Raw genomic sequence first — 26,763 nt, 5'->3', positions numbered from 1 at the left:
TACATGGGAGGCGGCATGACAGAGACGGCGAGCGGTCCGGCACGAGGTTCCCGTACCAAGGGCACCAAGGCCGGCAAGGGGCTGCGCATCGAGCGCGTCCACACCACCCCCGGCGTGCACCCGTACGACGAGGTGGCGTGGGAGCCCCGTGACGTCGTCATGACCAACTGGCGCGACGGCTCGATCAACTTCGAGCAGCGTGGCGTCGAGTTCCCCGACTTCTGGTCGGTGAACGCGGTCAACATCGTCACCAGCAAGTACTTCCGGGGCGCCGTGGGCACCCCGCAGCGGGAGACCGGGCTCAAGCAGCTCATCGACCGCATCGTGAAGACGTACCGCAAGGCCGGCGAGGACCACTCCTACTTCGCCTCGCCCGCCGATGCCGAGATCTTCGAGCACGAGCTGGCCTACGCCCTGCTGCACCAGATCTTCAGCTTCAACAGCCCGGTCTGGTTCAACGTCGGCACGCCGCAGCCCCAGCAGGTCTCCGCCTGCTTCATCCTGTCCGTCGACGACTCCATGGAGTCGATCCTCGACTGGTACAAGGAAGAGGGCATGATCTTCAAGGGCGGTTCGGGCGCCGGCCTGAACCTGTCCCGCATCCGCTCCTCCAAGGAGCTGCTCTCCTCCGGCGGCAACGCCTCCGGACCCGTCTCCTTCATGCGGGGCGCCGATGCCTCCGCCGGAACCATCAAGTCCGGTGGCGCCACCCGCCGCGCGGCCAAGATGGTCGTCCTCGACGTCGACCACCCCGACATCGAGGACTTCATCCAGACGAAGGTCAGCGAGGAGGAGAAGATCCGCGTCCTGCGCGACGCGGGCTTCGACATGGACCTGGGCGGCGACGACATCACGTCCGTCCAGTACCAGAACGCCAACAACTCGGTCCGGGTGAACGACGAGTTCATGCGCGCGGTCGAGCAGGGCACCGACTTCGGCCTGCGTGCCCGGATGACCGGTGAGGTCATCGAGGAGGTCGACGCCAAGGCGCTCTTCCGCAAGATCGCCGAGGCGGCCTGGGCCTGTGCCGACCCGGGCATCCAGTACGACGACATGATCAACAACTGGCACACCTGCCCCGAGTCCGGCCGGATCACCGCGTCGAACCCGTGCAGCGAGTACATGCACCTGGACAACACGTCCTGCAACCTCGCCTCGCTGAACCTGATGAAGTTCCTGAAGGACGACGGCAAGGGCAACCAGTCCTTCGAGACCGAGCGCTTCCAGAAGGTCGTCGAGCTGGTCATCACCGCGATGGACATCTCGATCTGCTTCGCGGACTTCCCGACCCAGAAGATCGGCGAGAACACCCGCGCCTTCCGCCAGCTCGGCATCGGCTACGCCAACCTCGGCGCCCTGCTGATGGCGACCGGCCACGCCTACGACTCCGACGGCGGCCGCGCCCTCGCCGGTGCCATCACCTCCCTGATGACCGGCACCGCCTACCGCCGCTCCGCCGAACTGGCCGCGGTCGTCGGCCCGTACGACGGTTACGCCCGCAACGCCGACGCCCACAAGCGCGTCATGAAGCAGCACGCCGACGCCAACGCCGTGGCCGTCCACATGGACGACCTCGACAACCCGGTGTGGGCCGCTGCCACCGAGGCGTGGCAGGACGTGGTGCGCCTGGGCGAGAAGAACGGTTTCCGTAACTCGCAGGCGTCCGTGCTCGCTCCGACCGGCACCATCGGTCTGGCGATGTCCTGCGACACCACCGGTGTCGAGCCGGACCTCGCGCTGGTGAAGTTCAAGAAGCTCGTCGGCGGCGGCTCGATGCAGATCGTCAACGGCACCGTGCCGCAGGCCCTGCGCCGCCTGGGCTACCAGGAGGAGCAGATCGAGGCGGTCGTCGCCCACATCGCCGAGAACGGCAATGTGATCGACGCCCCCGGTCTCAAGCCCGAGCACTACGAGGTGTTCGACTGCGCCATGGGCGAGCGCGCCATCTCCCCGATGGGCCACGTCCGCATGATGGCCGCGATCCAGCCCTGGATCTCCGGCGCCATCTCCAAGACGGTCAACATGCCGGAGACGGCGACCGTCGAGGAGGTCGAGGAGATCTACTTCGAGGCGTGGAAGCTGGGCGTCAAGGCGCTCGCCATCTACCGCGACAACTGCAAGGTCGGCCAGCCGCTCTCCGCCAAGAAGAAGGAGGAGGAGAAGGCCGAGGTCACCGAGAAGGCCGAGGCGACCATCCGCGAGGCCGTGGAGAAGGTCGTCGAGTACCGCCCGGTCCGCAAGCGCCTGCCCAAGGGCCGTCCCGGCATCACCACGTCCTTCACGGTCGGCGGCGCCGAGGGTTACATGACCGCCAACTCCTACCCGGACGACGGTCTCGGCGAGGTCTTCCTGAAGATGTCCAAGCAGGGCTCCACGCTCGCGGGCATGATGGACGCCTTCTCCATCGCCGTGTCGGTCGGCCTCCAGTACGGCGTGCCGCTGGAGACCTACGTCTCGAAGTTCACCAACATGCGCTTCGAGCCGGCCGGTATGACCGACGACCCGGACGTGCGGATGGCGCAGTCGATCGTCGACTACATCTTCCGCCGCCTGGCGCTGGACTTCCTGCCCTTCGAGACCCGCTCCGCGCTCGGCATCCACTCCGCCGAGGAGCGTCAGCGTCACCTGGAGACCGGTTCGTACGAGCCGTCCCTCGAGGAGGACGAGGTCGACGTCGAGGGTCTGGCCCAGTCCGCCCCGCGGCACACCGACCTGACGGCCGTCGCCACGCCGAACACCGAGTCGGAGGCCGCCAAGCCCGCCCCCAAGCAGGCTCACACCAGCGCCGAGCTGGTCGAGATGCAGCTCGGCATCCAGGCCGACGCCCCGCTCTGCTTCTCCTGCGGCACCAAGATGCAGCGCGCCGGCTCCTGCTACATCTGCGAGGGCTGCGGCTCGACCAGCGGTTGCAGCTGATCAACGGCTGAGCCCGTGACACGGGCCCGGTGAAGGGGCGTCGGCCAGTGGGCCGGCGCCCCTTTCGTGTCAGGGGTGCACGGGGTGGCCAAGCGCGCGGACGGCCCTGGCTATGGGCGCGAAGTCGGCCGCGGGGGACAGGGCCTCGGTGATGCCGGGGGTCAGGACGGCTCCGGCCAGGACGGCGCGGACGGCCTCGATGTCGACCGAACGTCCCCAGTAGTCCCCGGCGTTCTCGGCGTACGCCTCCGGGCTGCCGTCGGCCAGCAGGCCGAACAGCCAGTCGGCGCCGTCCGATTCATCGGGCGCGAACCGGACCGGCCCGCACCGCCAGACGTCGGCACCCGTCTCGCGCCAGGGTGTCCAGTACCGCGAAGGCGCGGCAGCGGGCCGCCAGTTCGGCGGGGGCGGGCAGCAGGGGCAGCAGGTCGTGGACGGTCATGGCGGTCATTCAACAGCGCGCCACTGACAACGCCCCGGCCGCGTACACACCGGCCGGGGCGTCGACATGCTCAAGCCTGACGTTTGGAACCCATGACCCGAGTGAACGTCCCCGGGTCCTCGTCGAAGCCATGGACGCCCGGATGGAAGGTCCACTCGCCCGAGCCGTCGCGGACGAACTCGGCGACGACGGCCGCCGTGGCGTCCGGCGCGGTGCCGAAGTCGGCCTCGAAGAGGGCCGTGTAGCCCTCCGCGACGCGGACCGCCGGGTTCAGGACCGAGGCGAACGTCGTGCGGTTCTGGCTCTGCTGGATGACGACGCCGACGACCACGCGTCCGTAGCGGGCGTCCAGGCGGCCGAGTTCGAGCTTCATGACCTCGTCCCAGCCGAACCCCTTGCCGTCGGGGCTGTCCCGGTTGAGGGAGATCGTGCCGTCCGGGGAGCGGCTGTCGAAGTGCACCAGATAGGCCGGTTCCCCGTACGCGTCCGCCGTCGTGAACGTCGCGGCCACTATGTCCAGGTCGGAGGGCGGCCGGCCCGCCGGACTGGGGTCCCACTTGAGCGCGACCTCGACCTCGCGGATTCCCTTGCTGACCCCGGTCACCAGGACTCCCCTTCCCCCTGAAGCGCCATCATCCCCAACTCCCTTGTCGCAGGGACTTCTTGCCCATCGTGTCACGCCTACGGCACCGGTGCGCGGGCGAACTCCGCCAGAGCGTGACCGACGCCACGCCCGGTGGCCTTACGATGGCGCGGTGCTGGTCAAGTGGATTCGCTGCACCGTCGTGGACCGTCGCGGGTTCGAGCGCGGGCAGCGGAAATGGGCGGGGCTTCTGGGGGAGCCGGGGTTTCGGGGACAGGGCGGAGGCTGGAGCCGGCACCGGCCGGGAGTGGCGCACATCTTCGCCTTCTGGGAGAGCCGCGCCTTCTACGACTCCTTCATGGCCCGCTCGCACGACCGGCTGGCCGCGTCCCAGTCCGGCACGTTCAAGGACTCCCAGGTCAAGCTGTTCGAGTACCGCTTCGACGTGAAGACGGGCTTCGAGCCCCGGTTCACCGACGCCGACCTCGTCCGGGTCGCCCTGTGCCGGGTCCACGAGGAGCGCGTCGAGCACTTCACGCTGATGCAGGAGAAGGTCTGGAACCCGGCGATGGCCGGCTCGCCCGGCATGATCCGGGGCATGTTCGGCGAGGCGGCCGAACACGACTTCCTGGTGCTGTCGATGTGGCGCGCGGCGGCCGAACACGGAAAGTACCGCACCGAACGCGTGGAGCGGCTGGCCCTGCGCGCCCAGACCGAGGCCGACATCGCCTCCCTCACCGGCGACATCGTGGAACTGGAGCCCTCCTGGACGGTCTGAGCGGGCGCGCGGTGTGACCTACGCCGTATGAGGGCCGTACGAGTGCCCGGCCCCGCCCCGCTCCCCGTAGGGTTTCCGACATGGCACGACCACGGCGCATCGTCCTTGTCCGGCACGGAGAGTCGGTGGGCAACGTCGATGACTCCGTGTACGAGCGTGAGCCCGACCACGCCCTCGCGCTCACCGGCCGCGGCCGGGAGCAGGCGGAGGAGACCGGCAGGCACCTGCGGGAGCTCTTCGACGACGAACGCGTGAGCGTCTACGTCTCCCCGTACCGCCGTACCCACGAGACCCTGGACGCCTTCCGGCTCGACGCGGACCTCATACGCGTGCGCGAGGAGCCCCGGCTGCGGGAGCAGGACTGGGGCAACTGGCAGGAACGCGACGACGTGAAGCTCCAGAAGGCGTACCGGGACGCGTACGGGCACTTCTTCTTCCGCTTCCCGCAGGGCGAGTCCGGCGCCGACGTGTACGACCGCGTCGGCGGCTTCCTGGAGAGCCTGTTCCGCAGCTTCGAGGAGCCCGACCACCCGCCGAACGTCCTCCTGGTGACGCACGGCCTGGCGATGCGGCTGTTCTGCATGCGGTGGTTCCACTGGACGGTGGCCGACTTCGAGTCCCTGTCGAACCCGGGGAACGCGGAGGTCCGCATGCTCGTTCTCGGGGAGGACGGCAAGTACGCCCTGGACAAGCCCTTCGAGCGCTGGCGGGACCCGGTCCCGCACTGGATCGACCGATAGGCTGGCGGGAAGATGATCCCTGAATCCTCCTCCGTCCCCTCCGGGCGCCTGGAGCGCGCCCTGGCCAGCCTGCGCGGCCTCGCGGTGGGCGACGCGCTCGGCTCCCAGTTCTTCGTCCCGGTGAACCACCCGCTGCTCAAGCGCCGCGAACTGCCCGCCGGACCCTGGCAGTGGACCGACGACACGGAGATGGCCTGCTCCGTCGTCTCGATCCTGGCCACGCACCAGATGGTCCACCAGGACGAACTGGCCCGGTCCTTCGCCGATCACCACGACTTCGACCGGGGCTACGGTCCCGCCGTGAACCGCCTTCTCCGGCTCGTCCGCGAGGGCGCCGACTGGCGTGAACTCGCCGCCCAGCTCTTCGACGGCCGGGGCTCCTGGGGCAACGGCGCCGCGATGCGTGTCGCGCCCCTGGGCGCCTGGTACGCCGACGACCCCGAGCAGGCGACCCACCAGGCCGAGATCTCCGCCTACACCACCCACCAGCACCGCGAGGCGGTGGCAGGCGCCATGGCCGTGGCCGCGGCCGCCGCGCTGGCGGCCGCTCCGGACGGCCCGCCGGCTCCGGAGGCCCTGCTGGACGGCGTGATCGCCCTGGTGCCCCGGAGCGCCGTGGGCGCCGGTCTGCGCCGCGCGCGGGACATGCTCGACTACGGGGACGCGGCCACCGTGGCGGCCGTCCTCGGCTGCGGGCGCCGGACCAGCGCACACGACACCGTCCCGTTCGCCCTGTGGTCGGCCGCGCGGGCCCTCGGCGACTTCGAGCACGCCTTCTGGACGACCGCGCAGGCCGGCGGCGACGTGGACACGACGTGCGCGATCGTCGGCGGCGTCCTGGCCTCCGGCGAGGCGGGAGCGCCGCCCGCGGAGTGGGTGGAGCGGACCGAGTCGCTGCCCCGGTGGGTGCCGGGCCGGGTGTGATGTTTGCGGCCAGGAGGGGCCGGGGTGTCGGGGCGCCGGCGGGGCGGCGTAGTCTGAGTGCGCCATGCCGTACGAACCACCCACTCATACCGTCGAGCGCTCCCTTCGCGCCACGACCGGGGCGAAGGTCATCGCCGGCGTCGACGAAGTGGGGCGGGGCGCCTGGGCCGGACCCGTCACCGTCTGCGCGGCGATCACCGGACTGCGCCGCCCGCCCGAAGGGCTCACCGACTCCAAGCTCCTGACGGTCAAGCGCCGTGCGGAGCTGGACGCGATACTGCGGTCGTGGGTGACGGCCTTCGCCCTCGGTCACGCCTCCCCGGAGGAGATCGACGACCTGGGCATGACCGCTGCCCTGCGGCTGGCCGCCGGACGCGCCCTGGAAGCCCTGCCGGTCCGGCCCGAGGCCGTCATCCTCGACGGCAAGCACGACTACCTCGGCGCTCCCTGGCGGGTGCGCACGGTGATCAAGGGCGACCAGTCCTGCGTGGCCGTCGCGGCCGCCTCGGTGATCGCCAAGGTGTACCGCGACAAAATGATGGCCGAACTCGGTGCCGGCCATGCAGACTTCGGATTCGCGGACAACGCCGGGTATCCGTCGCCGGTGCACAAGGCGGCACTGGAGGAGCGGGGCCCCACCCCGTACCACCGTCTGTCGTGGGCGTATCTTGATGCGCTGCCCCGGTGGCGGCACCTCAAGAAGGTCCGCAGCCTGGTGGACGGCGGCGTTCCGGTGATCGAAGGCCAGCTCGGCTTCGATTTCTGACGCTTCCGCCCGCCGCCGACGCGCCACCCGGCCGTCGGCGTCGCACCAACGTTTGATAAAAATCAGCTCATGCCTCTCCTTCCCGAGGAGCCTCAGATTCACGAGAGTGCCCAGGGTCCCGTTGCGACTCCGGCCAGCAGCCGCGTCGTCCCGACCCCTCGTCCCGTACCCGGCCCCCGCCCCGCGGCTCCGGCCCGCCCCGGTCGTCCCGGCCCCCCGCGGCCCGCGCCGCCGGCGCAGCGCGCGCCGCGTGACGTGGCCACGGCCAAGCCGAGCCCGTCGGGCCCGGCCGTTCCCGCCGCACCCGCGGCCGGTCCCCAGATCCAGTTGATCCCGGCCTCGGCCGAGGGCGCGCTCGACGCCGCCGAGGAGGCGCTGGACCTGCTGCTCGACTCCGGCCGCGCCCCCGGCGAGGTGCTGGTGCTCACCACGGGTGCCCGGCATCCGTGGGCCGAGCACGAGCTGTCCTTCGGTGAGGCGTCCTACTGGGCGCAGCACGACGCCGGTGACGACGTCTTCTACGCCGACGGCGCCATGGCCGCCCGTGCCGCCTCCCGGCCCGTGGTCATCGTCGCCGTCAACGGCGACGACACCGCCGCTGCCGCCACCGCACTGCCGGTCGCCCACACGCGGGCCGGAGCCCTGCTGATCGTCTGTGGCGACCCGCAGCAGATCAACGCGGTGCTGGGCGCCGGCGTCTGACCCCACCGCACGACCGACGGCGCCGCGCGCGCCGGACAGCCGCTCTGCCGCAAGAAGGCAGCGGGCGGCTGCTCGGCCCGCACGGCGCCGCAGTGCGTTGCCGGGCATTGCCGTCGAAGTGCGGGGCCCGGTGGCCGAGTTCGCTCAGCGGGCCGCGACCCGGCGCATGACCTCGGAGACCGGGCCGCCGGTGCGCGGCATCAGGGGTGGCGACTCGGACAGCGCGAAGGACTCCGGCGTGGAGTGCGCATGGGGATGGCGTCCGCCGCGTCCCTCGCCGAGCACCTGCCAGCCGTCGTGCGTCAGCGTGATGTACGCGCCACAGCGCAGCCCGTGCAGCGTGCACGCGTCGCGCAGCCCCCACATCCAGGCGCCGTCCTCCTCCGTCCAGCGGGCGTCGCCCTCGCGGCAGTACAGCAGCACGGCGGTGCGCACCGGGGTGCGGCGGCGCAGGTCGTGCGGGATGACCCGGCGCAACTGGTCCAGCAGCGCGTTGCGGAACATCCAGCCGTCCGCCGGGGCGGCACGCCGGGTGAACGAGGCGCTGGCCAGCAGCCGTTCGTCCGGATCGAGGACGGCCACGATCGCGGTGGACGGCCTTGGGCGATGGCGGACGTGCAGGCCGCTGACGACCTCGCGCGGGTTGCGCAGCAGGGGGATTCCGGCGGCGGCCCACTCCGCGGGTTCGAGCAGGCGGCTGACGGAAGCGGCGGACGCGGACGTCGACAACGAGGCCGCCGAGGACGAGGCGAATCCGAAGGTCACGTTCCTCCCTTCGGCTACGCGCCCACACTGCGGGCGAGGTCGGAATTCGGGGGAGCGCGCACCGCAGTGAAGCCCAGCCGGAACACGGGCGAGCCGTGCGGGGAGCGGACCTCAATTCTTCCTGTCGAACTTCGATGCGGCAACGAGCAATTGGGGCCGCCGACGCTTATCTGATGGTCCGTGGCTTATATCCCTACCCACAGAGACCGGTGACGACGCCTGGGGCGGCACGGGGGTCCCCGGACGGCCCGCGCGAGGAGGTTTCAGGCGCTGATGCGAGCAGAGGGTTCGCCCTCGTCGTCCTCGCCTTCCTCCGCCTCCACGGGCCGCTGGGCCAGCAGGCGTTCGGCGCGGTCGGGGGCGAGGTCCAGGGTGGGCATGAGCTGGGGGAGGGTGATGCTGGGAAGCAGGTGTCTCAGCAGGACCGTCACCCGCTCGCCGAGGTCGGCGCGCTCGCACAGGATCTGCGACATCCACTGGATGCCGGTGAAGGAGCCGGCGAGCAGGTCGGCGGTCTCCGCCGGGTCGACGTGCGGCAGCAACTCGCCGCGCTCCCGCGCCTCCACGAGCAACTGGGTCAGCCGGTTCGCCCAGGACTGGAACGGCGTGCCGTGGAACGGGTTGCTCCGCTCGGGCCCCTCTCCCCACTGGTCCATCGCCAGGCCAACGCTGGCCCGCGTCAACGGGTCGTGCCGTAGCTGGTGCGCGAACAGCAGCCCCTGGTCGATGAGTTCCTGCACCTTGGTGCGCTGCGGCGGCAGCGGGCCCACTTCGAGCTGGGCCGCGATCACCCCGAGGGCCAGCTCTTCCTTGGAGGCGAAGTGGAAGTACAGGCCGCCCTTGGTGACTCCGGCGCGCGCGAGGATCTCGGTGATCGTGGCGGCGCTGTATCCGCGTTCGTCGAAGACGGCGGCCGCTGCCAGCAGGATCGTCTTGCGGGTCTGGATCGCGCGTGCTTGGCGTGCCATGGGCTGTCGCCCCTGTTTCTATGTCAGAGCTTGGTCAGGTTCGCACACGAAGCGAACCGGACTGTCAGTATTTTGTCGAGGGGGAACGAGCCTTGATCACACCGGACTCAAAGGGCAATCCATGTCTGAAGGCATCAGCTTCATAGCCGACCGCACCGCCATCGGCACCTCATCGGCCGCACGGACGGTCATGACGCAGGCACCGGGCCCCGCCGCACCCCCCGAAGACCCGACCGACCCGGTGGTTCTTGTACCCGACTCCGGCGGCGCCGGTCAACCTCCCGCACACGGCGGCCGGGCCACCGGCGAACTCGTGCACCGGCCGGACGCCGACGACGCCTTCCCCGTGGAATGGACCCGGCTCGCCGAACACCGTTACCTGGTCGCCGCCGAGTGGCCCGCCGCCCACCGCTTCTTCGCACCGCTCCCCGGCGGCGTCCAGGACCCGCTGCTGATCGCGGAGACCATGCGGCAGGCCGCGATGATGCTGGCCCACGCCGAGTACGGCGTCCCGGCCGACCACCACTTCGTCATGTGGGACATGCAATACGCCCTCGCCACGGCCGGCTTCGGCCTCTCGGAGGCGTCGGGCCGCATAGATGTCGTGGTGGAGTGCTCCGAGGTCCAGATGCGGGCCAGGAGCCTGGCCGGGATGAGGGTGCGGCTCACGTTCGAGCGCGGCGGACGGCTGCTGGCCACGAGCACGGGCAGCCTGAGCGCCACCTCGGAGCGGGCCTACCGCAGGCTGCGCGGCGACAAGCTGGCCGCCGCCGGTGACCCCGTACCGCTGCTGGACGGCGTACCGCCCGAGCGGGTCGGGCGGCGTGACCCCCGGGACGTCGTGCTCGCACCGTCGGAGGAGGGGTCCGGATGGCAACTGCGGCTCGACACCGGCCATCCCACGCTCTTCGCGCGGGCCAACGACCACGTCCCCGGCATGGTGCTGCTGGAGGCTGCCCGGCAGGCCGCCGTCGCGCTGGCTCCCGAGGGCCGCTTCCTGCCCGCCTCGCTGGCGATCGCCTTCCACCGGTACGCCGAACTGAACGAGCCGTGTCTTGTCCGCGCCCGGCGCGAAACCTCCTTCGAGGGTGATGTCTCGGTCCACGTGGAGGGCGTGCAGGGCGGCGAGGCCGTCTTCACGGCCACCCTTGGCGACACCCCGGAGGCGGCCCGATGACCCGGCGCGTGCTCATCACCGGATCGAGCGGTTTCATCGGCGGACACGTGCTGAGGGCCGCCCGCACCGCCGAGGACGTACGGCTCCGGCTGCTCGTCCGTACCCTCCCGGCCGCGCCCGACCCGGAGGTCGAGTACGCGCTCGGCGACCTCACCGACCCCGCCTCGCTGCGCGGCGCCTGCGCGGACGTCGACGCCGTCGTGCACTGCGCCGGGCTGATCGGCGGCGACGCGGAGCTGCTCCGCCGCGCCAACGACCTCGGCACCCGCGCCCTGGCGGACGAGGTACGCCGGGCCGGAGTCGAGCGGTTCGTGTACCTCGGCACGGCCGCCGTCCACGGACGCGGGCCCTTTCGCGACGCCCGGCCCGGCGAGGTCCCCGTCGCCCCCGTCTCCGACACCAGCCGCACCCGCGCGGCAGCCGAGGAACACGTGCTCGCGGCGGGCGGAACGGTTCTGCGCCCCCACCTCGTCCACGGCAGGGGCGACCGCTGGGTGATCCCCGGCATCCTGGCCCTGCTGCGCACCCTGGGCGGCCTCCCGGACGGCTGGGCCGGCCTCCAGTCGATGATCGACGCGGACACCCTGGGCCGGGTCGCCTTCGCGGCGGCCACGACGGGCCCGGCGGACGGCGGGGGACGCGTCCACTACGTCACGCACCCCGACCCCGTGCCGGGGGAACTGCTGCTCTCCACCGTGGCGGAGACCTTCGGACTCTTCGCCGAGGGCGCCCCCCGCGTCCCGGCCGAGACCGCCCGGCAGCGGGTGCTCGACCACCCCGCCGCCCGTCACCACCTCGGCATGCTCGCCGTCGACCACTGGTTCACCGACGAGTCGCTGTGGAGCGGGTCCGGCGTCGACCCGGGCCCCGGCTTCGCCGCGCGCTTCCCGGTGTATGCCGACTGGTATCGCGGCCAGGCTGGATCGCCGCCGCTGGGAGTGACTGCGGGGTTTGAGAAGACGCGGTGACTTAATGTGACGTGAAGCGGCGTTTCCCAGATCCCGGCCACGCGCGCGTAGCCGGGATCTGGGTCGCGCGCGGCGCGGCTCGGCCCGCAGCCGGGCGCCCCTGGTAGGACCGGCTCATGACGCGAGGAACCGGCCGCCACCTGCTCGCCACCAGCCTGCGCTCCCTCACGGTGCGCAACTTCCGGCTCTTCGCGGCGGGCCAGATCGCCTCCGCCACCGGCACCTGGATGATGGCCGTCGCCCAGGACTGGCTCGTACTGGAGCTGACCGGCGACTCGGGCGGCGCCCTCGCCACCGTCACCGCCCTCCAATTCACCCCCGTCCTGCTGCTGACCCTCTACGGCGGCCGACTCGCCGACCGGTACGACAAACGCGCCCTTCTGACCGGCGCCAACATCGCCTCCGGCGTCTTCGCCCTGGCCCTCGGCCTGCTGGTGACAGCCGACGCCGCCCGGCTGTGGCACGTCTACACCGCGGCCGCCGCCCTCGGTGTGGCCAACGCCGTGGAGGTACCGGCCCGGCTGTCCTTCATCACCGAACTCGTCGGCCCAGAACTGCTCCCCAACGCCTCCGCGCTCAGCGGCGCCTACTTCAACATCGCGCGCGTACTGGGCCCTTCGCTGGCCGGGCTGCTCATCCAGTGGTCGGGCACGGGGACGGTGATGCTCCTCAACGCCGTCAGCTACACGGCCACCGTCACCGGGCTGCGCGCCATGCGCCCGGCGGAGCTGCACCGCGCGCCCCGCACCGGCACGCCCGCGCGCGTCACCGAGGGCCTGGCCCATCTGCGGACCCGGCCCGACCTGCTCACGACATTCGCCCTGGTCGCGGCGGTCGCCCTCTTCGGCCTCAACCTGCCCCTGACGCTGCCGCTCATGGCCCGCGTCGTGTTCCACACCGAAGCCGCCTCCTTCGGCCTCCTCACCGCCGCGCTCGCCGCCGGCTCCCTGTCCCGCGCTGGCCGGCACCCTGCGCCGGACCCGCCCCTCGGCGCGACTGGTGGCCGCCTGGGGATGCGCCTTCGGGGCGCTGGAACTGGTCACGGCGTGGGCGCCGAACCTGCCCGTCGCGCTGGCGCTGCTGGTGCCGACCGGATTCGCCTCGCTGTACTTCGTCCAGGCGGCGAACCACCGCATCCAACTGGGCGGGGACCCGGCACACCGGGGCCGTGTGATGGCCCTCTACACCCTGATCCTGCAAGGCAGCACCCCGCTCGGCGCCCTCTTCGTCGGCGTCGCCACCCACACCCTCGGCGCGCGCTCGGGACTGTCGGCGGGCGGCCTGATCGCACTGCTCGCCGCCCTCGTGGCCCTGGCCGGGGCCCGCGCGGACGCGCCGGTACCGGCTCCCGAGGGCGAGCGGGTCCGGCCGACGCGGAGCCGCCCGTAGGGCGAGTGGCCGGATGTCAGCGGGGTGCGGTTGCATGGGGGCATGAACGACCTGGAGCAGTTGCGCACCGAAGCCGACGCCGTCCTCGCCGAGCTGGTCGGCGCGCCGGAGGGCTCGGCGCGGCTGCGGGAGGACCAGTGGGAGGCGGTCAAGGCGCTGGTGGTGGACCGGCGCCGGGCCCTGGTCGTGCAGCGCACCGGCTGGGGCAAGTCGGCCGTGTACTTCGTGGCCACCGCGCTGCTGCGCCGTCGTGGCGCGGGTCCCACGGTGATCGTCTCGCCCCTGCTGGCGCTGATGCGCAACCAGGTCGAGTCGGCCGCGCGGGCCGGCATCCAGGCCCGCACCATCAACTCGGCCAACCCCGAGGAGTGGGACGCCATCCACGAGGAGGTGGAGCGCGGCGAGGTCGACGTGCTGCTGGTGAGCCCGGAACGGCTCAACTCCGTCGACTTCCGCGACCGCATGCTGCCCAAGCTGGCGGCCACCACCGGTCTGCTCGTCGTGGACGAGGCCCACTGCATCTCCGACTGGGGGCACGACTTCCGGCCCGACTACCGCAGGCTGCGCACCATGCTCCAGGAGCTGGCGCCCGGCGTGCCCGTCCTCGCCACCACCGCCACGGCCAACGCGCGCGTCACGGCGGACGTGGCCGAGCAACTGGGCACCGGCGCGGGCGAGGCACTGGTGCTGCGGGGGCGGCTGGACCGGGAGAGCCTGCGGCTCGGCGTGGTGCGGCTGCCGGACGCCGCGCACCGGCTGGCGTGGCTGGCGGAGCACCTGAACGAGCTGCCGGGCTCCGGGATCATCTACACGCTGACCGTCTCGGCCGCCGAGGAGGTCACCGCCTACCTCCGCGCCCGCGGCTTCGCCGTCGCCTCCTACACCGGCCGCACCGAGAACGCCGACCGCCAGCAGGCCGAGGCCGACCTGCTGGACAACCGGGTCAAGGCTCTGGTGGCGACCTCCGCGCTGGGCATGGGCTTCGACAAGCCCGACCTGGGGTTCGTGGTCCACCTCGGCTCACCGTCCTCCCCGATCTCCTACTACCAGCAGGTGGGCCGCGCGGGCCGAGGCGTCGAGCACGCCGACGTGCTGCTGCTGCCGGGCAAGGAGGACGAGGCGATCTGGCGGTACTTCGCCGAGGTCGCCTTCCCGCCCGAGTCCCAGGTCCGCCAGACGCTGGCCGCCCTCGCCGACGCGGGCCGTCCGCTGTCCGTGCCCGCGCTGGAGTCGCTGGTGGACCTCCGCCGCACCCGGCTGGAGCTGATGCTGAAGGTGCTGGACGTGGACGGCGCCGTGCACCGGGTGAAGGGCGGCTGGACGGCCACCGGCGCCGACTGGGTCTACGACGCCGAGCGCTACGCCTGGGTCGCCCGTCAGCGCGCCGCCGAACAGCAGGCCATGCGGGACTACGTGGGCACGGACGAGTGCCGGATGGCGTTCCTGCGCCGCCAGCTCGACGACGTGGAGATCACGCCGTGCGGACGCTGCGACAACTGCGCGGGCGCCTGGATCGACACGGCCGTCTCCGCCGAGGCGCTCACGGCCGCCGCCGGTGAACTGGACCGGCCGGGCGTGGAGATCGAGCCGCGCCGGATGTGGCCCACGGGGATGCCCGCGCTGGGCATCGATCTCAAGGGCCGCATCCCGGCGAAGGAGCAGTGTGCCACCGGACGCGCCCTGGGCCGGCTCTCGGACATCGGCTGGGGCAACCGGCTCCGGCCGCTGCTGGCCGAGCAGACGCCTGACGGCCCGGTCCCGGAGGACGTGCTGAGGGCCGTGGTGGACGTCCTCGCCGACTGGGCACGCTCGCCCGGCGGGTGGGCGGTGGATACTCCGGACGCCATGGCCCGTCCGGTCGGTGTCGTCGCCATGCCCTCGCTGAACCGCCCGCGGCTCGTCGCCTCCCTCGCGGAACGGGTGGCCGGGATCGGACGCCTGCCGTACCTGGGGGCGCTCGCGTACACCGGGGAGGCCGGGGCGCATCAGGCGCACCGCAGCAACTCCGCTCAGCGGCTCCAGGCGCTGGCGTCGGCCTTCACGGTGCCGGGGGAGCTGGCGGAGGCTCTGGCCGGCGCTCCGGGTCCGGTGCTGCTCGTGGACGACCGGACCGAGTCCGGGTGGAGTCTGGCGGTGGCCGCGCGGTTGCTGCGGCGGGCGGGGGCGGGCGAGGTTCTGCCGCTGGTGCTGGCCGCGGCGGGCTGAGTTGGCGTGTCCCTGGTCCGACTTATCCACAGGCTCAGCGGAATTCTCGGATTCGCGGGATCGTCAACGCATGACGAATCACGGCGAAACGACCGAACCCTTCGAAAACGGTGACATCGCGGCGGGAGTGTCCTTCGACGGGCAGATCTCGCCCGACACCCCGATCGCCCTGCGCACCCCGGCCGAGCTGGCCGACGCCCTGCCGTACCTGCTGGGGTACCGCCCGGAGGACAGCATGGTGCTGGTCAGCCTGCTCGACCGGGGCAGCTTCGGCAGCCGTGCCCGCCTGGGCATTCCGGCCGGGGTGGAGGACTGGCAGGCGGCGGCGCGGCAGATCGCCAGAGGGCTGGTGATCGGCGCCCGACGGCGCGGTTCCCGGCCCGAGCGCATCGTGGCCTACGTCTGCCAGGAGCCACGGCCGGGGGAGACGGGGCGGGACGTGATGCTCCGGCTCGCCCCGCTCGCCCAGTTGCTGCGCACCGAGTGCGGCAGCCTCGACGTACCGGTGATCGAGGCGCTGTGCGTCTCGGACACCCGCTTCTGGTCCTACGTCTGCCCGGTGGAGAGCTGCTGCCCGCCCGAGGGCACGCCGATGGGCATGCCGGGCACCTCGGCCATGGCGGCCGCCGCCACCTACGCCGGCATCCAGGTGCGGGGCTCGCTGCGGGAGCTGCGCGCGAGGATGCAGCCCTGGGAGACCTCGGCCGCACTGGAGCAGGAGGTCGCGCTGGACGCGGCGGGCATGTCGCTGGTGCCCCGCATCCTGGACGATGCGAGCCGCGCCGAGGTGGCCGAGGAGACACTGGACCTGGCCGGACGCCTCATCCGCCGGTTCGCCGAGGCCGCGCCGGTGTCGGGCATCCACCCGGCGGACGTCCGCGACGACGCGCTCCTCGGCCACGACGAGGCGGCCACCCTCATCCTCGGCCTCCAGGACCGCACGACCCGCGACCGGGCGGCCGCCTGGATGGAGGGCGACGAAGGCGCACCCGCCCTACGGCTGTGGCGGGCACTGGCCCGCCGCTGCGTCGGCCCGTACCGCGAACACGCGGCGGCCCCCCTGACCCTGGCCGGCTGGGTCGCCTGGTCGACCGGCGACGACCTGGAGGCCCGAGAGGCGCTGGCCATGGCCCTCGGCGCCGACCCGCACTACCTCTTCGCCCAGCTCCTGCACCGGGCGTGCAACGAGGGCCTGGACCCGGAGTCCATCCGCCGGTGCCTGCGCCAGGATCGGGACGGGCGGGGGCCGGGGGAGCTGCCATCGTCCACGGGGCCGGACATCCCGCAGCAGAAAACCGGCTCCCGGCTCCGGCCGGACGCGACCCTCCACGTGCGGGACGCGACGGATGCGGACCCGGCCACCCCCACGCGCCGGAAGCGCCGGCCCCGCTCCACCGGTCCGGGCGACAGCACCCCTGGCAGGACGGCTCCCGGCAGCACCGGCCCCTGCACCCAGCGGCCCCAGGCCCAGAACCGGCGCCCGACCCGCTCGCGCCCCACCGCCTCCGGAGCCGGCAAGAGGTGCCGCGACAGGGAGGGCGACTGAGCGACCACCGCGAACGGCTCGACCCTTCCCTCCGCCCCGGCGGTTTCACCGATCCTCCCAGCGAACGGAGTGTTTATCGTCAGGAAGACGACTATGATCGCGGCATGCCCTACGACCCGTCAGCGTTCCCGCCCTTCGCCGTCACCGTGGACCTGGTCGTGCTGACCGTGCGCCGCCACGCCCTGTGCGCGCTGGCGGTACGCCGGGGCGAGTCGCCCTTCCAGGGGCGGTGGGCGCTCCCCGGCGGCTTCGTGCGGGACGACGAGGACCTCGCCCAGGCCGCGGCGCGCGAGCTGGCCGAGGAGACGGGGCTCCGGGCCCATGATCCGGCGACTCCTGCGCAGGACAACGGTGCCCACTTGGAGCAGCTCGCCACCTACGGCGACCCGAAGCGTGATCCGCGTATGCGCGTGGTCAGCGTCGCCCACCTCGCTCTCGCGCCCGACCTCCCCGCCCCGCGCGCGGGCGGCGACGCGAGCAACGCCCGCTGGGCGCCGGTGGAGGAACTGCTCCAGCAGGGGGGTCACGGCCGTGACGGCGAACCGATGGCGCCCCTGGCCTTCGACCACGCCCTGATCCTGTCCGACGGAGTGGAGCGGGCCCGCTCCAAGATCGAGTACTCCTCGCTGGCCACCGCCTTCTGCCCGCCGGAATTCACGGTCGGCGAGCTGCGCCGGGTCTACGAGGCGGTCTGGGGCGTGGCACTCGACCCGCGCAACTTCCACCGCAAGGTCACCGGCACGCCCGGCTTCCTCGTCCCCACCGGGGGCACCACCACGCGCCAGGGCGGCCGGCCCGCGCAGCTCTTCAGGGCGGGCGGCGCCACGCTGCTCAACCCCCCGATGCTCCGTCCCGAGGTCTGAGGCCGGGCGTCGAGCCCTCATGGGCACGGCAGTTGGGAGCCGTCGCGGGCGGGACGCTCATCGGGCAAGTGCGCCATGCAGGTTGACCCTCCACCGAACAACTGCCGGACAGAAGAGGTGATAGCTGAAAAACAGGACATAGCGCGCTATCTTCCGTCAGGTGATCCAGGCTGTCGGACTGACCAGTGATTCCCCCAAAGACCAGCCGCCCGCCGTCGAGGACGTCTCCTTCGAAGCGCGCTCCGGCCATGTGACCGCACTCCTCGGAGCGGCGGGAGCGGGCAAGACGACGGTGCTCAGGCTGATGCTCGAACTCCAGCGGGGGCGCGGCATCGCCTACTTCAGAGGGCGGCCCCTGCACTGCATCGCCCACCCCTCACGCGAAGTCGGCGTCCTCCTCGGCGACGTACCGGGCCACCCCTCCCGCACGGTCCGCAACCACCTGCGCATGCTCTGCGCGGCGGCCGGTGTCCCGGCCAGGCGGGCCGACGAAGTGCTGGAAGAGGTCGGACTCGTCAGCCTGCGCGAGGAACGGCTCGGCACGCTCTCCCTCGGCATGGACCGCCGGCTCGGTCTGGCCTGCGCCCTGCTGCCCGACCCGCACACCCTCGTGCTGGACGAACCCGCCGCCGGACTCTCCACCCAGGAGGCCCGTTGGCTGCACTCCACCTTGCGGGAGTACGCCGGCCAGGGCGGTGCCGTGCTCCTCACGACCGCCGACCCCAAGGAGGCCGCCCGGCACGCCGATCACGTCGTCACCCTCGAAGCGGGCCGGGTCGCGGCCGACCTGGAGGCGGCGGAGTTCGCCCGTACCCGGCTCCGGCCGCGCGTCGCCGTCCGCAGCCCCCACGCCGCACGGCTGGCGAACCTGCTGACCAAGGAGGCCCGCACCGAACGGCGTTCCGTGGAAGTCGTCCGCGAGGAGGGCAACCGCCTCTCCGTGTACGGCAGCACGACGGCGGACGTCGGTGAGACGGCGTTCCGCAACGGCATCCTCATCCACCAACTCGCGGACGAAGTGGGTGACATGCGACCGGCGCCCGAGGAGGAGCAGCCGGTACCGGCCGAGGGCGCCGCAACGCCGGAGGGAGAAGCGGAGCAGGAAGAGGCCGGGACGGCGGAAGCCCCCGAACCCCTGCCGCTCCCCATCGCCGTCCGCTCCGTACGCAGCCCCCTGCGCCCGTTGCGCTACGAACTCCGGCGCGCCACCGGGATCAGCACCGGGTTCGTCGTCTGCGGCGCCGCCCTCGTCCTGTCCGCGATCACCGCCGTGGTGCTGGCCCGGATCGGGCACACCCCGCAGGCGCGGCTGTTCGCCGCCTGGCCACGTGAACTGCCCTTGCCGCCGGTCGCGCTCGCGGCGGGACTGCTCGGCGCGCTCGCCTTCGGGGACGAGTTCCGGCATCCCGCGCTGGCGGCGGACCGGGGCACCGTTCCCCGCCGGCTGGGACTGCTCACCGCGAAGCTCCTCGTCGCCGGAATCACCGCCGGAATGCTGGCCTTTCTCGCGCTGGGCTGTGACGCCGAGCTTCTCTATCTCGTCTACGGCCGGGAATTGGTCCAGGTCCCCGGAGACTGGCTTCCGCTGTGCGCGAGTTGGCTGGCGCTGGTGGTCGGCTGCGCGTGGGCGGGTGTGCTGGCGGCCGGGGTGTTCCGGTCCACCGCGGCGGGCCTGGCCGCCGTCCTCGCGGTGCCCGTGGCCGTCGTACCGCTCGTGCACCGGTTGTTCGAAGGCTCATATGTGCGAGTCGCGGCCGGGATTCATGTGCGCATGCGGGAGGTTCTGCTGCTCCAGTGGCCCTTCGGAGGGGAGCGGTATCTGCTGGGACTTGCGCGGGTGATCGCTCAACCCGTGGGTGGCGCAATGACGTTGTCGCTCGCCGCGCTGTTGTGTGCGTACCTGATCACAACCCTGCGCACCAGGGCGAGATGACGTCCTGAGGTGCGGTTTACGAGCCGCTGTGTACACAACTCCCCACAGAAAGGCCGTTTATTTCCGATAAGGCGTCAATTGCGACGGGGTGAGCGATCACCCTTTCGTGTGCTTTTCACCAAAGCCCTCAAGGCAGTTGGAGGCAGCGCCGACAAAAGATGCGTGAGTACCCTTGCGCACACCATGATGACCACCGCCCGCTCCGCCGACTCCGGCCTGGCCGGACCGGGCGAACTCGACCGCTACCCCTACGCCGAGGCCCCGATGGCCGACCGCGTGACGGCCCCCGCCTGGGAGGGTGCCGATTCCGACCTGGGCCGCGTGGGCCGGCGCGCCGCGGGCAGCCGCGGGCGCGGACTGCACGGCCAGCTCGTCCAGCAGCTCGGTCAGATGATCGTCTCCGGCGACCTGGGTGCCGACCGCCCGCTGGTGCCCGAGGAGATCGGCCAGCGTTTCGAGGTCTCCCGCACCGTCGTGCGCGAGTCCCTCCGGGTCCTGGAGGCCAAGGGCCTCGTCAGCGCCCGGCCGAACGTGGGCACCCGCGTGCGCCCGGTGAGCGACTGGAACCTGCTCGACCCGGACATCATCGAATGGCGCGCCTTCGGCCCGCAGCGCGACGACCAGCGCCGCGAGCTGAACGAACTGCGCTGGACGATCGAGCCGCTCGCCGCCCGTCTCGCCGCCGGGCACGGCCGCGAGGACGTGCAGCAGCGCCTCGTGGACCTGGTCGAGATCATGAGCCACGCCCTCGCCCAGGGCGACGCGCTGACCTTCTCGCGCGCGGACGCCGAATTCCACGCGTTGCTCATCCAGGTCGCGGGCAACCGGATGCTGGACCACCTGTCCGGGATCGTCTCCGCCGCCCTCCAGGTCTCCGGCGGCCCCGCCACCGGCTGCGAGCGGCCGACCGAGGCGTCCGTCGCACAGCACGGGCGGATCGTGGAAGGGCTCGGCAGCGGCGACGGCGCCGTGGCCGAGGGGGCGATGCGTCAGCTCCTCACCGTCCACCCCGAGGTGGAGCGCGTGGTCCCCGCGCCGCGCGAGCACTGACGGGGAAGCGGACGGCGCGCTCGCCAGCGGCGCGTCCCAGTGATCGAGATGGCGGTACCTCGACCGGGTCCCGCCGTCGCCGGACTCGGCCGGACTCCCTGGATTCCGGCCGAGTCCGGCGGTACGACAGGCCGCCTGGACCAGCGAAGTGATCAAGACGGAAATCGACAGCGGACCGCTTCGTTCACATCTGATCGCATTTGGCTGTCGGCAGGGTGTGACTCGGGCCACGCGGATTGGGCGTAACGCTCCCGGAAACAGCGCGATGACCTAAGAGGTGAACAGCCGCGAAGGGAATACGGACGCCGTGCCAGGCGCTGTGTCTCTTCCCGGCCCCGCCCGCGCCGTCGGCCCATCCCCAGGCCGGTGGTCGGCTCCTGTCCATGACGGACGGTGCCGGAAGCCGCTTTCCAACGTTCCGAGAGGTTGTTCGTGTCGGCCAGCACATCCCGTACGCTCCCGCCGGAGATCGCCGAGTCCGTCTCTGTCATGGCGCTCATTGAGCGGGGAAAGGCTGAGGGGCAGATCGCCGGCGACGATGTGCGTCGGGCCTTCGAAGCTGACCAGATTCCGGCCACTCAGTGGAAGAACGTACTGCGCAGCCTCAACCAGATCCTTGAGGAAGAGGGTGTGACGCTGATGGTCAGTGCCGCAGAGCCCAAGCGCACCCGCAAGAGCGTCGCAGCGAAGACCCCGGCCAAGCGCACCGCCACCAAGACGGTCGCGGCGAAGACGGTGACCACCCGGAAGGCCACGGCCGCCCCGGCCGCGTCCGCCGCCGCGGGCGAGGACACCGACGAGGCCGCCTCCGCCACGAAGGCCGCTGCCAAGAAGACCACCGCCAAGAAGACGGCCGCGAAGAAGACCACGGCCAAGAAGACGGCGGCCAAGAAGACCAGCGCCAAGAAGGACGACGCCGAGCTTCTCGAGGACGAGGTCGTCGAGGAGACCAAGACCGCCGACGAGCCCGAGGGCACCGAGGCCGCCGGCTTCGTGCTGTCCGACGAGGACGAGGACGACGCGCCCGCGCAGCAGGTCGCCGCGGCCGGTGCCACCGCCGACCCGGTCAAGGACTACCTGAAGCAGATCGGCAAGGTCCCCCTGCTCAACGCCGAGCAGGAAGTCGAGCTGGCCAAGCGCATCGAGGCCGGTCTGTTCGCCGAGGACAAGCTCGCCAACTCCGACAAGCTCGCCCCGAAGCTCAAGCGCGAGCTGGAGATCATCGCCGAGGACGGCCGCCGCGCCAAGAACCACCTGCTGGAGGCCAACCTCCGACTCGTGGTCTCCCTGGCCAAGCGCTACACCGGCCGCGGCATGCTCTTCCTGGACCTGATCCAGGAGGGCAACCTCGGTCTGATCCGCGCGGTCGAGAAGTTCGACTACACCAAGGGCTACAAGTTCTCCACGTACGCCACCTGGTGGATCCGTCAGGCGATCACCCGCGCGATGGCCGACCAGGCCCGCACCATCCGTATCCCGGTGCACATGGTCGAGGTCATCAACAAGCTCGCGCGTGTGCAGCGCCAGATGCTCCAGGACCTGGGCCGCGAGCCCACCCCGGAGGAGCTGGCCAAGGAACTCGACATGACCCCCGAGAAGGTCATCGAGGTCCAGAAGTACGGCCGCGAGCCCATCTCGCTGCACACCCCGCTGGGCGAGGACGGCGACAGCGAGTTCGGTGACCTCATCGAGGACTCCGAGGCCGTCGTCCCCGCCGACGCCGTCAGTTTCACGCTCCTCCAGGAGCAGCTCCACTCGGTGCTCGACACCCTGTCGGAGCGCGAGGCCGGCGTCGTCTCGATGCGCTTCGGTCTCACCGACGGCCAGCCGAAGACCCTCGACGAGATCGGCAAGGTCTACGGCGTGACGCGTGAGCGCATCCGCCAGATCGAGTCGAAGACCATGTCGAAGCTGCGCCACCCGTCGCGTTCGCAGGTGCTGCGCGACTACCTCGACTAGGTCGGGTCCGCCCCGACACCGAAGGCCCGGTCCCCTTGTGGGGCCGGGCCTTCGTGCTGCGGGCAGCCGTGCGGTGGATGACTCTGGGTGTTCGAGAAGCACCCTGAGTCAAGGAGTCCGCATGCGCCGTTCCGTTGTCCGGGCACTCATCCGGCCGCTCTCCCTCGCGGCCGCGCTGACCGCGATACCCCTGATCGGCGCGGCTCCGGCCGTCGCCGACAGCGTCGTGGTCGGCGGGTTCCCGATAGATGTCTCCCAGGCCCCGTGGACGGTGGCGCTCTCCAGCCGTGACCGGTTCGGGGGTAGCCGCGCGGGCCAGTTCTGCGGCGGGGTGGCGATCGCGCCGACCACCGTCCTCACCGCGGCCCACTGCGTCGCCGACGACGTGCTGGGCACGCCTCCGGACCGGGTGCCCGACCTGAAGGTCATCGCGGGCCGCACCGACCTGCTCGCCACCGGCGGCCAGGAGACGGCCGTACGGGACATCAAGGTGAACCCGGAGTACGACCCCGCCACCAACGCCGGGGACTACGCCGTCCTCACCCTCGCCGACCCCGTGCCGCAGAGCGCCGTCGTGCCCATGGCGGCCGCCGGTGACAAGGCGTACGCGGCCGGTACGGAAGCCCTGGTCTCGGGCTGGGGCGACACCAGCGGCGGTGGCGCCTACACGAACCGGCTGCATGCCGCGCGGGTGCATGTACTGGCCGACGACCTGTGCGCCCGTGCCTATCCGGGCGGCCGGAACGGCACCTACCGCGCCGCCTCCATGCTCTGCGCGGGAGAGGCCGCCGGAGGGCCGGACGCCTGCCAGGGCGACAGCGGCGGCCCGCTGGTGGCCGGGGGTCGGCTGATCGGGCTGGTGTCCTGGGGGAGTGGCTGCGGGCAGGCGGGGAGCCCGGGCGTCTACACGCGGGTCTCCGATGTCGTGCGCGCGCTGGAGCCGGCCGAGGACGGGGCCGAGAAAACCCCCCAGCGCGCCTGAGAGCGCCTGGAGTGCCTTTTCGGGTACGAGAACGGGCGGCCACTCCCCTGGGGAAGCAGCCGCCCGTTCAACCGGCCTGTGCCGGGGCTGGCTCGTCGGGTGGGTGCGAGATTCAGCGCTCTTCGGTGGCAGGAGTGCCGGGAACGGACGTGAGCCGCTCCGTCTCGTCCTGTATCTCAGCGGCGATCTTCTTGAGTTCCGGCTCGAACTTGCGCCCGTGGTGGGCGCAGAAGAGCAGTTCTCCGCCGCTCAGCAGGACGACGCGCAGGTATGCCTGGGCGCCGCAGCGGTCGCAGCGATCGGCGGCCGTCAGCGGGCTCGCGGGGGTCAGAACAGTAGTCACGTCGCCTCTTCTCTAGCTCGACGAGCTGTCGTACCAGGGTCAACATCCAACCAGGCCGAATTCGTTCCCGCTCGTGGCTTTCCGTCGAAAATTTCTTTCGGGATGGCTGGGTGTTGCCGGTTGGCGGCGAATGTGCCGTAGTGCGTGGTCTGGTGCGTACGGTTTCGCGCGGTCTTCGGGGTCGGTCCTCCCGGCTGGGTTGCCGGTTGTTGATGAGGGCGTGCCCGGAGCCTAAATGGTTCATGCCTCGAAGGGAACGTGATGTGTGCTTCACTCCATCGAGGGATCGAACGTCCGTACGACCCTCGGCTAGTCTGAGTTTCCCGCCGAGGGTGGCGTTTCACCGGCTCTACCAGGCATCGGTACCCTCTGAGCGGCGACCGAAGCCGGCCCCGTACCCACCAGGGGCCCATCTGAAATTCAGCGAGGAGCGAACCGCGTGACCGCCGATACGTCCGTGCCGTCCACAGCGCTGCTGGCAGGAGCAGACCGGGACGGCTCCAACTACACCGCGCGGCACCTCCTCGTCCTCGAGGGCCTCGAAGCCGTGCGCAAGCGTCCGGGCATGTACATCGGCTCGACCGACAGCCGCGGCCTGATGCACTGCCTCTGGGAGATCATCGACAACTCCGTGGACGAGGCCCTCGGCGGTTACTGCGACCGCATCGAGGTGATCCTCCACGACGACGGCTCCGTCGAGGTCCGGGACAACGGCCGCGGCATCCCCGTGGACGTCGAGCCCAAGACCGGTCTGTCCGGCGTCGAGGTCGTCATGACCAAGCTGCACGCCGGCGGCAAGTTCGGCGGCGGCTCCTACGCGGCCTCCGGCGGTCTGCACGGCGTCGGCGCCTCCGTGGTGAACGCGCTCTCCGCCCGGCTCGACGTCGAGGTGGACCGGGGCGGCAGCACCCACGCCATCAGCTTCCGGCGCGGCGTCCCGGGCGCCTTCGCCCGGGGTGGCGCGGAGGCCAAGTTCGAGGCCGGGAGCGGCCTCACCAAGACCAAGAAGATCCCGAAGAACCGCACCGGCACGCGCGTGCGCTACTGGGCCGACCGGCAGATCTTCCTCAAGGACGCCAAGCTCTCCCTGAACAACCTGCACCAGCGGGCGCGCCAGACCGCCTTCCTGGTGCCCGGCCTCACCATCGTCGTGCGCGACGAGATGGGCCTCGGCGACGGCGGCAGCAAGGGCGAGGAGTCCTTCCGCTTCGACGGCGGCATCAGCGAGTTCTGCGAGTACCTGGCCGCCGACAAGCCGGTCTGCGACACGCTCCGCTTCTCCGGCCAGGGCACCTTCAAGGAGACCGTCCCGGTCCTCGACGACCACGGCCAGATGACGCCGACCGAGGTCACCCGCGAACTGGGCGTCGATGTGGCGCTGCGCTGGGGCACGGGCTACGACACCAACCTCAAGTCCTTCGTCAACATCATCGCCACCCCCAAGGGCGGCACCCACGTGGCCGGCTTCGAGCAGGCGGTCACCAAGACGATGAACGAGGTGCTGCGCGCCAAGAAGATGCTGCGCGTCGCAGAGGACGACGTGGTCAAGGACGACGCCCTGGAGGGCCTGACGGCGGTCGTCACCGTCCGCCTGGCCGAGCCGCAGTTCGAGGGCCAGACCAAGGAGGTGCTCGGCACCTCGGCGGCCCGCCGCATCGTCTCCACCGTGATCGCCCGGGAACTCAAGGCGTTCCTCACCTCCACCAAGCGCGACGACGCCGCGCAGGCCCGCACGGTCATGGAGAAGGTGGTCGCCGCCGCCCGCACCCGGGTGGCCGCCCGCCAGCACAAGGACGCCCAGCGCCGCAAGACCGCCCTGGAGTCCTCGTCCCTGCCCGCGAAGCTCGCCGACTGCCGCAGCGACGACGTCGACCGCAGCGAGCTGTTCATCGTCGAGGGCGATTCCGCGCTCGGCACGGCCAAGCTGGCGCGCAACTCCGAGTTCCAGGCGCTGCTGCCCATCCGGGGCAAGATCCTCAACGTGCAGCGCTCGTCCGTGACCGACATGCTCAAGAACGCCGAGTGCGGCGCGATCATCCAGGTCATAGGAGCGGGTTCGGGCCGCACCTTCGACATCGACGCCGCCCGCTACGGCAAGATCATCATGATGACGGACGCCGATGTGGACGGCTCCCACATCCGATGCCTGCTGCTCACGCTCTTCCAGCGCTACATGCGGCCCATGGTCGAGGCGGGCCGGGTCTTCGCCGCCGTGCCCCCGCTGCACCGCATCGAGCTGATCCAGCCGAAGAAGGGCCAGGACAAGTACGTCTACACGTACTCCGACCGCGAGCTGCGGGACACCCTCATGGAGTTCCAGCGCAAGGGCGTCCGGTACAAGGACTCCATCCAGCGCTACAAGGGCCTCGGTGAGATGGACGCCGACCAGTTGGCCGAGACCACGATGGACCCGCGCCACCGCACCCTGCGCCGGATCAACCTCGCGGACCTCGAAGCCGCCGAGCAGGTCTTCGACCTGCTGATGGGCAATGACGTGGCGCCGCGCAAGGAGTTCATCTCCAGCTCGGCGGCGACGCTGGACCGGTCGCGGATCGACGCGTAGCCGTGTGCACTCGGCCTTGACCGGGTGCGGGCGGGAGAAACGGGAGTGCTGGCTGTGGCCGGTGCTCCCGTTCTCGTTTCTCCGGTGCCGGTGCCGGTGCCGGTGCTCATCGGCGAGGGGCTCGGCAATCAGGAGATCGCCCGGAAGCCGCAGAAAGGTCTGGTGCGGCCGAGGGCGGAGTGACTCACCTGATGGGGTGAA

Annotated in this window: 23 protein-coding genes and 1 pseudogene; 19 read left to right on the top strand and 5 right to left on the bottom strand. The window is 71.4% G+C overall.

The genetic code is table 11. The features are described from left to right. Nucleotides 1-15 precede the first annotated feature (15 nt). Nucleotides 16-2,916, top strand: coding sequence for a vitamin B12-dependent ribonucleotide reductase (locus ACZ3HQ_RS15155; protein WP_467510962.1), 2,901 nt, complete (start codon nt 16-18; stop codon nt 2,914-2,916). A gap of 298 nt (nt 2,917-3,214) precedes the next feature. Here the strand turns inward: ACZ3HQ_RS15155 and ACZ3HQ_RS15150 are convergent, their stop codons facing one another. Continuing rightward, complete coding sequence (locus ACZ3HQ_RS15150; RefSeq protein ID WP_467510960.1) at nt 3,215-3,358, bottom strand: hypothetical protein; 144 nt, start codon at nt 3,356-3,358, stop codon at nt 3,215-3,217. Nucleotides 3,359-3,428: 70 nt separating this feature from the next. Beyond that, a complete protein-coding gene (locus tag ACZ3HQ_RS15145; RefSeq protein WP_467510958.1) occupies nt 3,429-3,962 on the bottom strand; it encodes a TerD family protein in 534 nt (177 codons plus the stop codon). 151 nt (nt 3,963-4,113) lie between these two features. On the opposite strand from ACZ3HQ_RS15145, the gene ACZ3HQ_RS15140 reads away from it, so the two are divergent. The 5 genes from ACZ3HQ_RS15140 (at nt 4,114) to ACZ3HQ_RS15120 (ending at nt 7,851) form a co-directional block, all read left to right on the top strand. Continuing rightward, entirely contained in the window at nt 4,114-4,719 is a 606-nt protein-coding gene (locus ACZ3HQ_RS15140; protein WP_030803228.1) for a YdbC family protein, read from the top strand. Nucleotides 4,720-4,799: 80 nt separating this feature from the next. Next, a complete protein-coding gene (locus ACZ3HQ_RS15135) occupies nt 4,800-5,459 on the top strand; it encodes a histidine phosphatase family protein (RefSeq protein ID WP_467510956.1) in 660 nt (219 codons plus the stop codon). 12 nt (nt 5,460-5,471) lie between these two features. Beyond that, complete coding sequence (locus ACZ3HQ_RS15130) at nt 5,472-6,383, top strand: ADP-ribosylglycohydrolase family protein (RefSeq protein ID WP_467510954.1); 912 nt, start codon at nt 5,472-5,474, stop codon at nt 6,381-6,383. A 64-nt stretch (nt 6,384-6,447) separates the two neighbouring features. Beyond that, on the top strand, nt 6,448-7,149 hold the full coding sequence (locus ACZ3HQ_RS15125; RefSeq protein WP_467510952.1) for a ribonuclease HII: 702 nt from the start codon (nt 6,448-6,450) through the stop codon (nt 7,147-7,149). Nucleotides 7,150-7,218: 69 nt separating this feature from the next. Next, nucleotides 7,219-7,851 (top strand): hypothetical protein, encoded by a 633-nt coding sequence (locus tag ACZ3HQ_RS15120; RefSeq protein WP_467510950.1) that lies wholly within the window; start codon nt 7,219-7,221, stop codon nt 7,849-7,851. Nucleotides 7,852-7,995: 144 nt separating this feature from the next. Here the strand turns inward: ACZ3HQ_RS15120 and ACZ3HQ_RS15115 are convergent, their stop codons facing one another. Both ACZ3HQ_RS15115 and ACZ3HQ_RS15110 read right to left on the bottom strand, forming a co-directional pair. Continuing rightward, entirely contained in the window at nt 7,996-8,616 is a 621-nt protein-coding gene (locus ACZ3HQ_RS15115) for a hypothetical protein (protein ID WP_467510948.1), read from the bottom strand. A 263-nt stretch (nt 8,617-8,879) separates the two neighbouring features. Next, nucleotides 8,880-9,584, bottom strand: a complete 705-nt coding sequence (locus tag ACZ3HQ_RS15110; protein WP_467510946.1) for a ScbR family autoregulator-binding transcription factor — start codon at nt 9,582-9,584, stop codon at nt 8,880-8,882. 121 nt (nt 9,585-9,705) lie between these two features. On the opposite strand from ACZ3HQ_RS15110, the gene ACZ3HQ_RS15105 reads away from it, so the two are divergent. The 11 genes and pseudogenes from ACZ3HQ_RS15105 to ACZ3HQ_RS15055 all read left to right on the top strand — a co-directional run bounded on the left by ACZ3HQ_RS15105 (nt 9,706) and on the right by ACZ3HQ_RS15055 (nt 23,656). Beyond that, nucleotides 9,706-10,761, top strand: a complete 1,056-nt coding sequence (locus ACZ3HQ_RS15105) for a ScbA/BarX family gamma-butyrolactone biosynthesis protein (RefSeq protein WP_467510944.1) — start codon at nt 9,706-9,708, stop codon at nt 10,759-10,761. Next, nucleotides 10,758-11,729 (top strand): NAD-dependent epimerase/dehydratase family protein, encoded by a 972-nt coding sequence (locus ACZ3HQ_RS15100; protein WP_467510942.1) that lies wholly within the window; start codon nt 10,758-10,760, stop codon nt 11,727-11,729. Before ACZ3HQ_RS15105 ends, ACZ3HQ_RS15100 begins: the two co-directional genes overlap by 4 nt. Before the next feature lie 116 nt (nt 11,730-11,845). Further along, nucleotides 11,846-12,628 (top strand): annotated as a pseudogene (locus tag ACZ3HQ_RS15095) (MFS transporter); the annotation flags it as partial. A 100-nt stretch (nt 12,629-12,728) separates the two neighbouring features. After that, entirely contained in the window at nt 12,729-13,118 is a 390-nt protein-coding gene (locus ACZ3HQ_RS15090; RefSeq protein WP_467510940.1) for a hypothetical protein, read from the top strand. A gap of 42 nt (nt 13,119-13,160) precedes the next feature. Then, complete coding sequence (locus ACZ3HQ_RS15085; protein ID WP_467510938.1) at nt 13,161-15,323, top strand: RecQ family ATP-dependent DNA helicase; 2,163 nt, start codon at nt 13,161-13,163, stop codon at nt 15,321-15,323. A 70-nt stretch (nt 15,324-15,393) separates the two neighbouring features. Continuing rightward, nucleotides 15,394-16,869, top strand: coding sequence for a DUF4192 domain-containing protein (locus ACZ3HQ_RS15080; RefSeq protein ID WP_467510936.1), 1,476 nt, complete (start codon nt 15,394-15,396; stop codon nt 16,867-16,869). A 104-nt stretch (nt 16,870-16,973) separates the two neighbouring features. Beyond that, nucleotides 16,974-17,732 (top strand): NUDIX hydrolase, encoded by a 759-nt coding sequence (locus tag ACZ3HQ_RS15075; protein ID WP_467510934.1) that lies wholly within the window; start codon nt 16,974-16,976, stop codon nt 17,730-17,732. A 160-nt stretch (nt 17,733-17,892) separates the two neighbouring features. After that, on the top strand, nt 17,893-19,665 hold the full coding sequence (locus ACZ3HQ_RS15070) for an ABC transporter ATP-binding protein (protein ID WP_467510932.1): 1,773 nt from the start codon (nt 17,893-17,895) through the stop codon (nt 19,663-19,665). Between the two features lie 162 nt (nt 19,666-19,827). After that, nucleotides 19,828-20,715, top strand: a complete 888-nt coding sequence (locus ACZ3HQ_RS15065) for a FadR/GntR family transcriptional regulator (protein ID WP_467510930.1) — start codon at nt 19,828-19,830, stop codon at nt 20,713-20,715. Nucleotides 20,716-21,147: 432 nt separating this feature from the next. After that, the gene (locus ACZ3HQ_RS15060) at nt 21,148-22,674 is read left to right on the top strand and encodes an RNA polymerase sigma factor (protein WP_467510928.1); all 1,527 of its coding nucleotides are present in this window, start codon (nt 21,148-21,150) and stop codon (nt 22,672-22,674) included. 121 nt (nt 22,675-22,795) lie between these two features. Then, nucleotides 22,796-23,656, top strand: a complete 861-nt coding sequence (locus tag ACZ3HQ_RS15055; RefSeq protein WP_467510926.1) for a serine protease — start codon at nt 22,796-22,798, stop codon at nt 23,654-23,656. A gap of 112 nt (nt 23,657-23,768) precedes the next feature. Here ACZ3HQ_RS15055 and ACZ3HQ_RS15050 read toward each other — a convergent pair whose 3' ends face one another. Then, nucleotides 23,769-23,999, bottom strand: a complete 231-nt coding sequence (locus ACZ3HQ_RS15050) for a DUF7455 domain-containing protein (RefSeq protein WP_030803173.1) — start codon at nt 23,997-23,999, stop codon at nt 23,769-23,771. Nucleotides 24,000-24,438: 439 nt separating this feature from the next. On the opposite strand from ACZ3HQ_RS15050, the gene ACZ3HQ_RS15045 reads away from it, so the two are divergent. Together ACZ3HQ_RS15045 and ACZ3HQ_RS15040 are read left to right on the top strand one after the other, a co-directional pair. Further along, on the top strand, nt 24,439-26,562 hold the full coding sequence (locus tag ACZ3HQ_RS15045) for a DNA gyrase/topoisomerase IV subunit B (protein WP_467510924.1): 2,124 nt from the start codon (nt 24,439-24,441) through the stop codon (nt 26,560-26,562). A gap of 45 nt (nt 26,563-26,607) precedes the next feature. Then, a complete protein-coding gene (locus tag ACZ3HQ_RS15040; protein WP_467510922.1) occupies nt 26,608-26,745 on the top strand; it encodes a hypothetical protein in 138 nt (45 codons plus the stop codon). Nucleotides 26,746-26,763 lie beyond the last annotated feature (18 nt).

The organism is Streptomyces sp. NPDC018263 (genome assembly GCF_055562575.1).
Note: the sequence above shows the minus strand (reverse complement) of the source record. Positions and strands in the feature narration are given on the sequence as shown.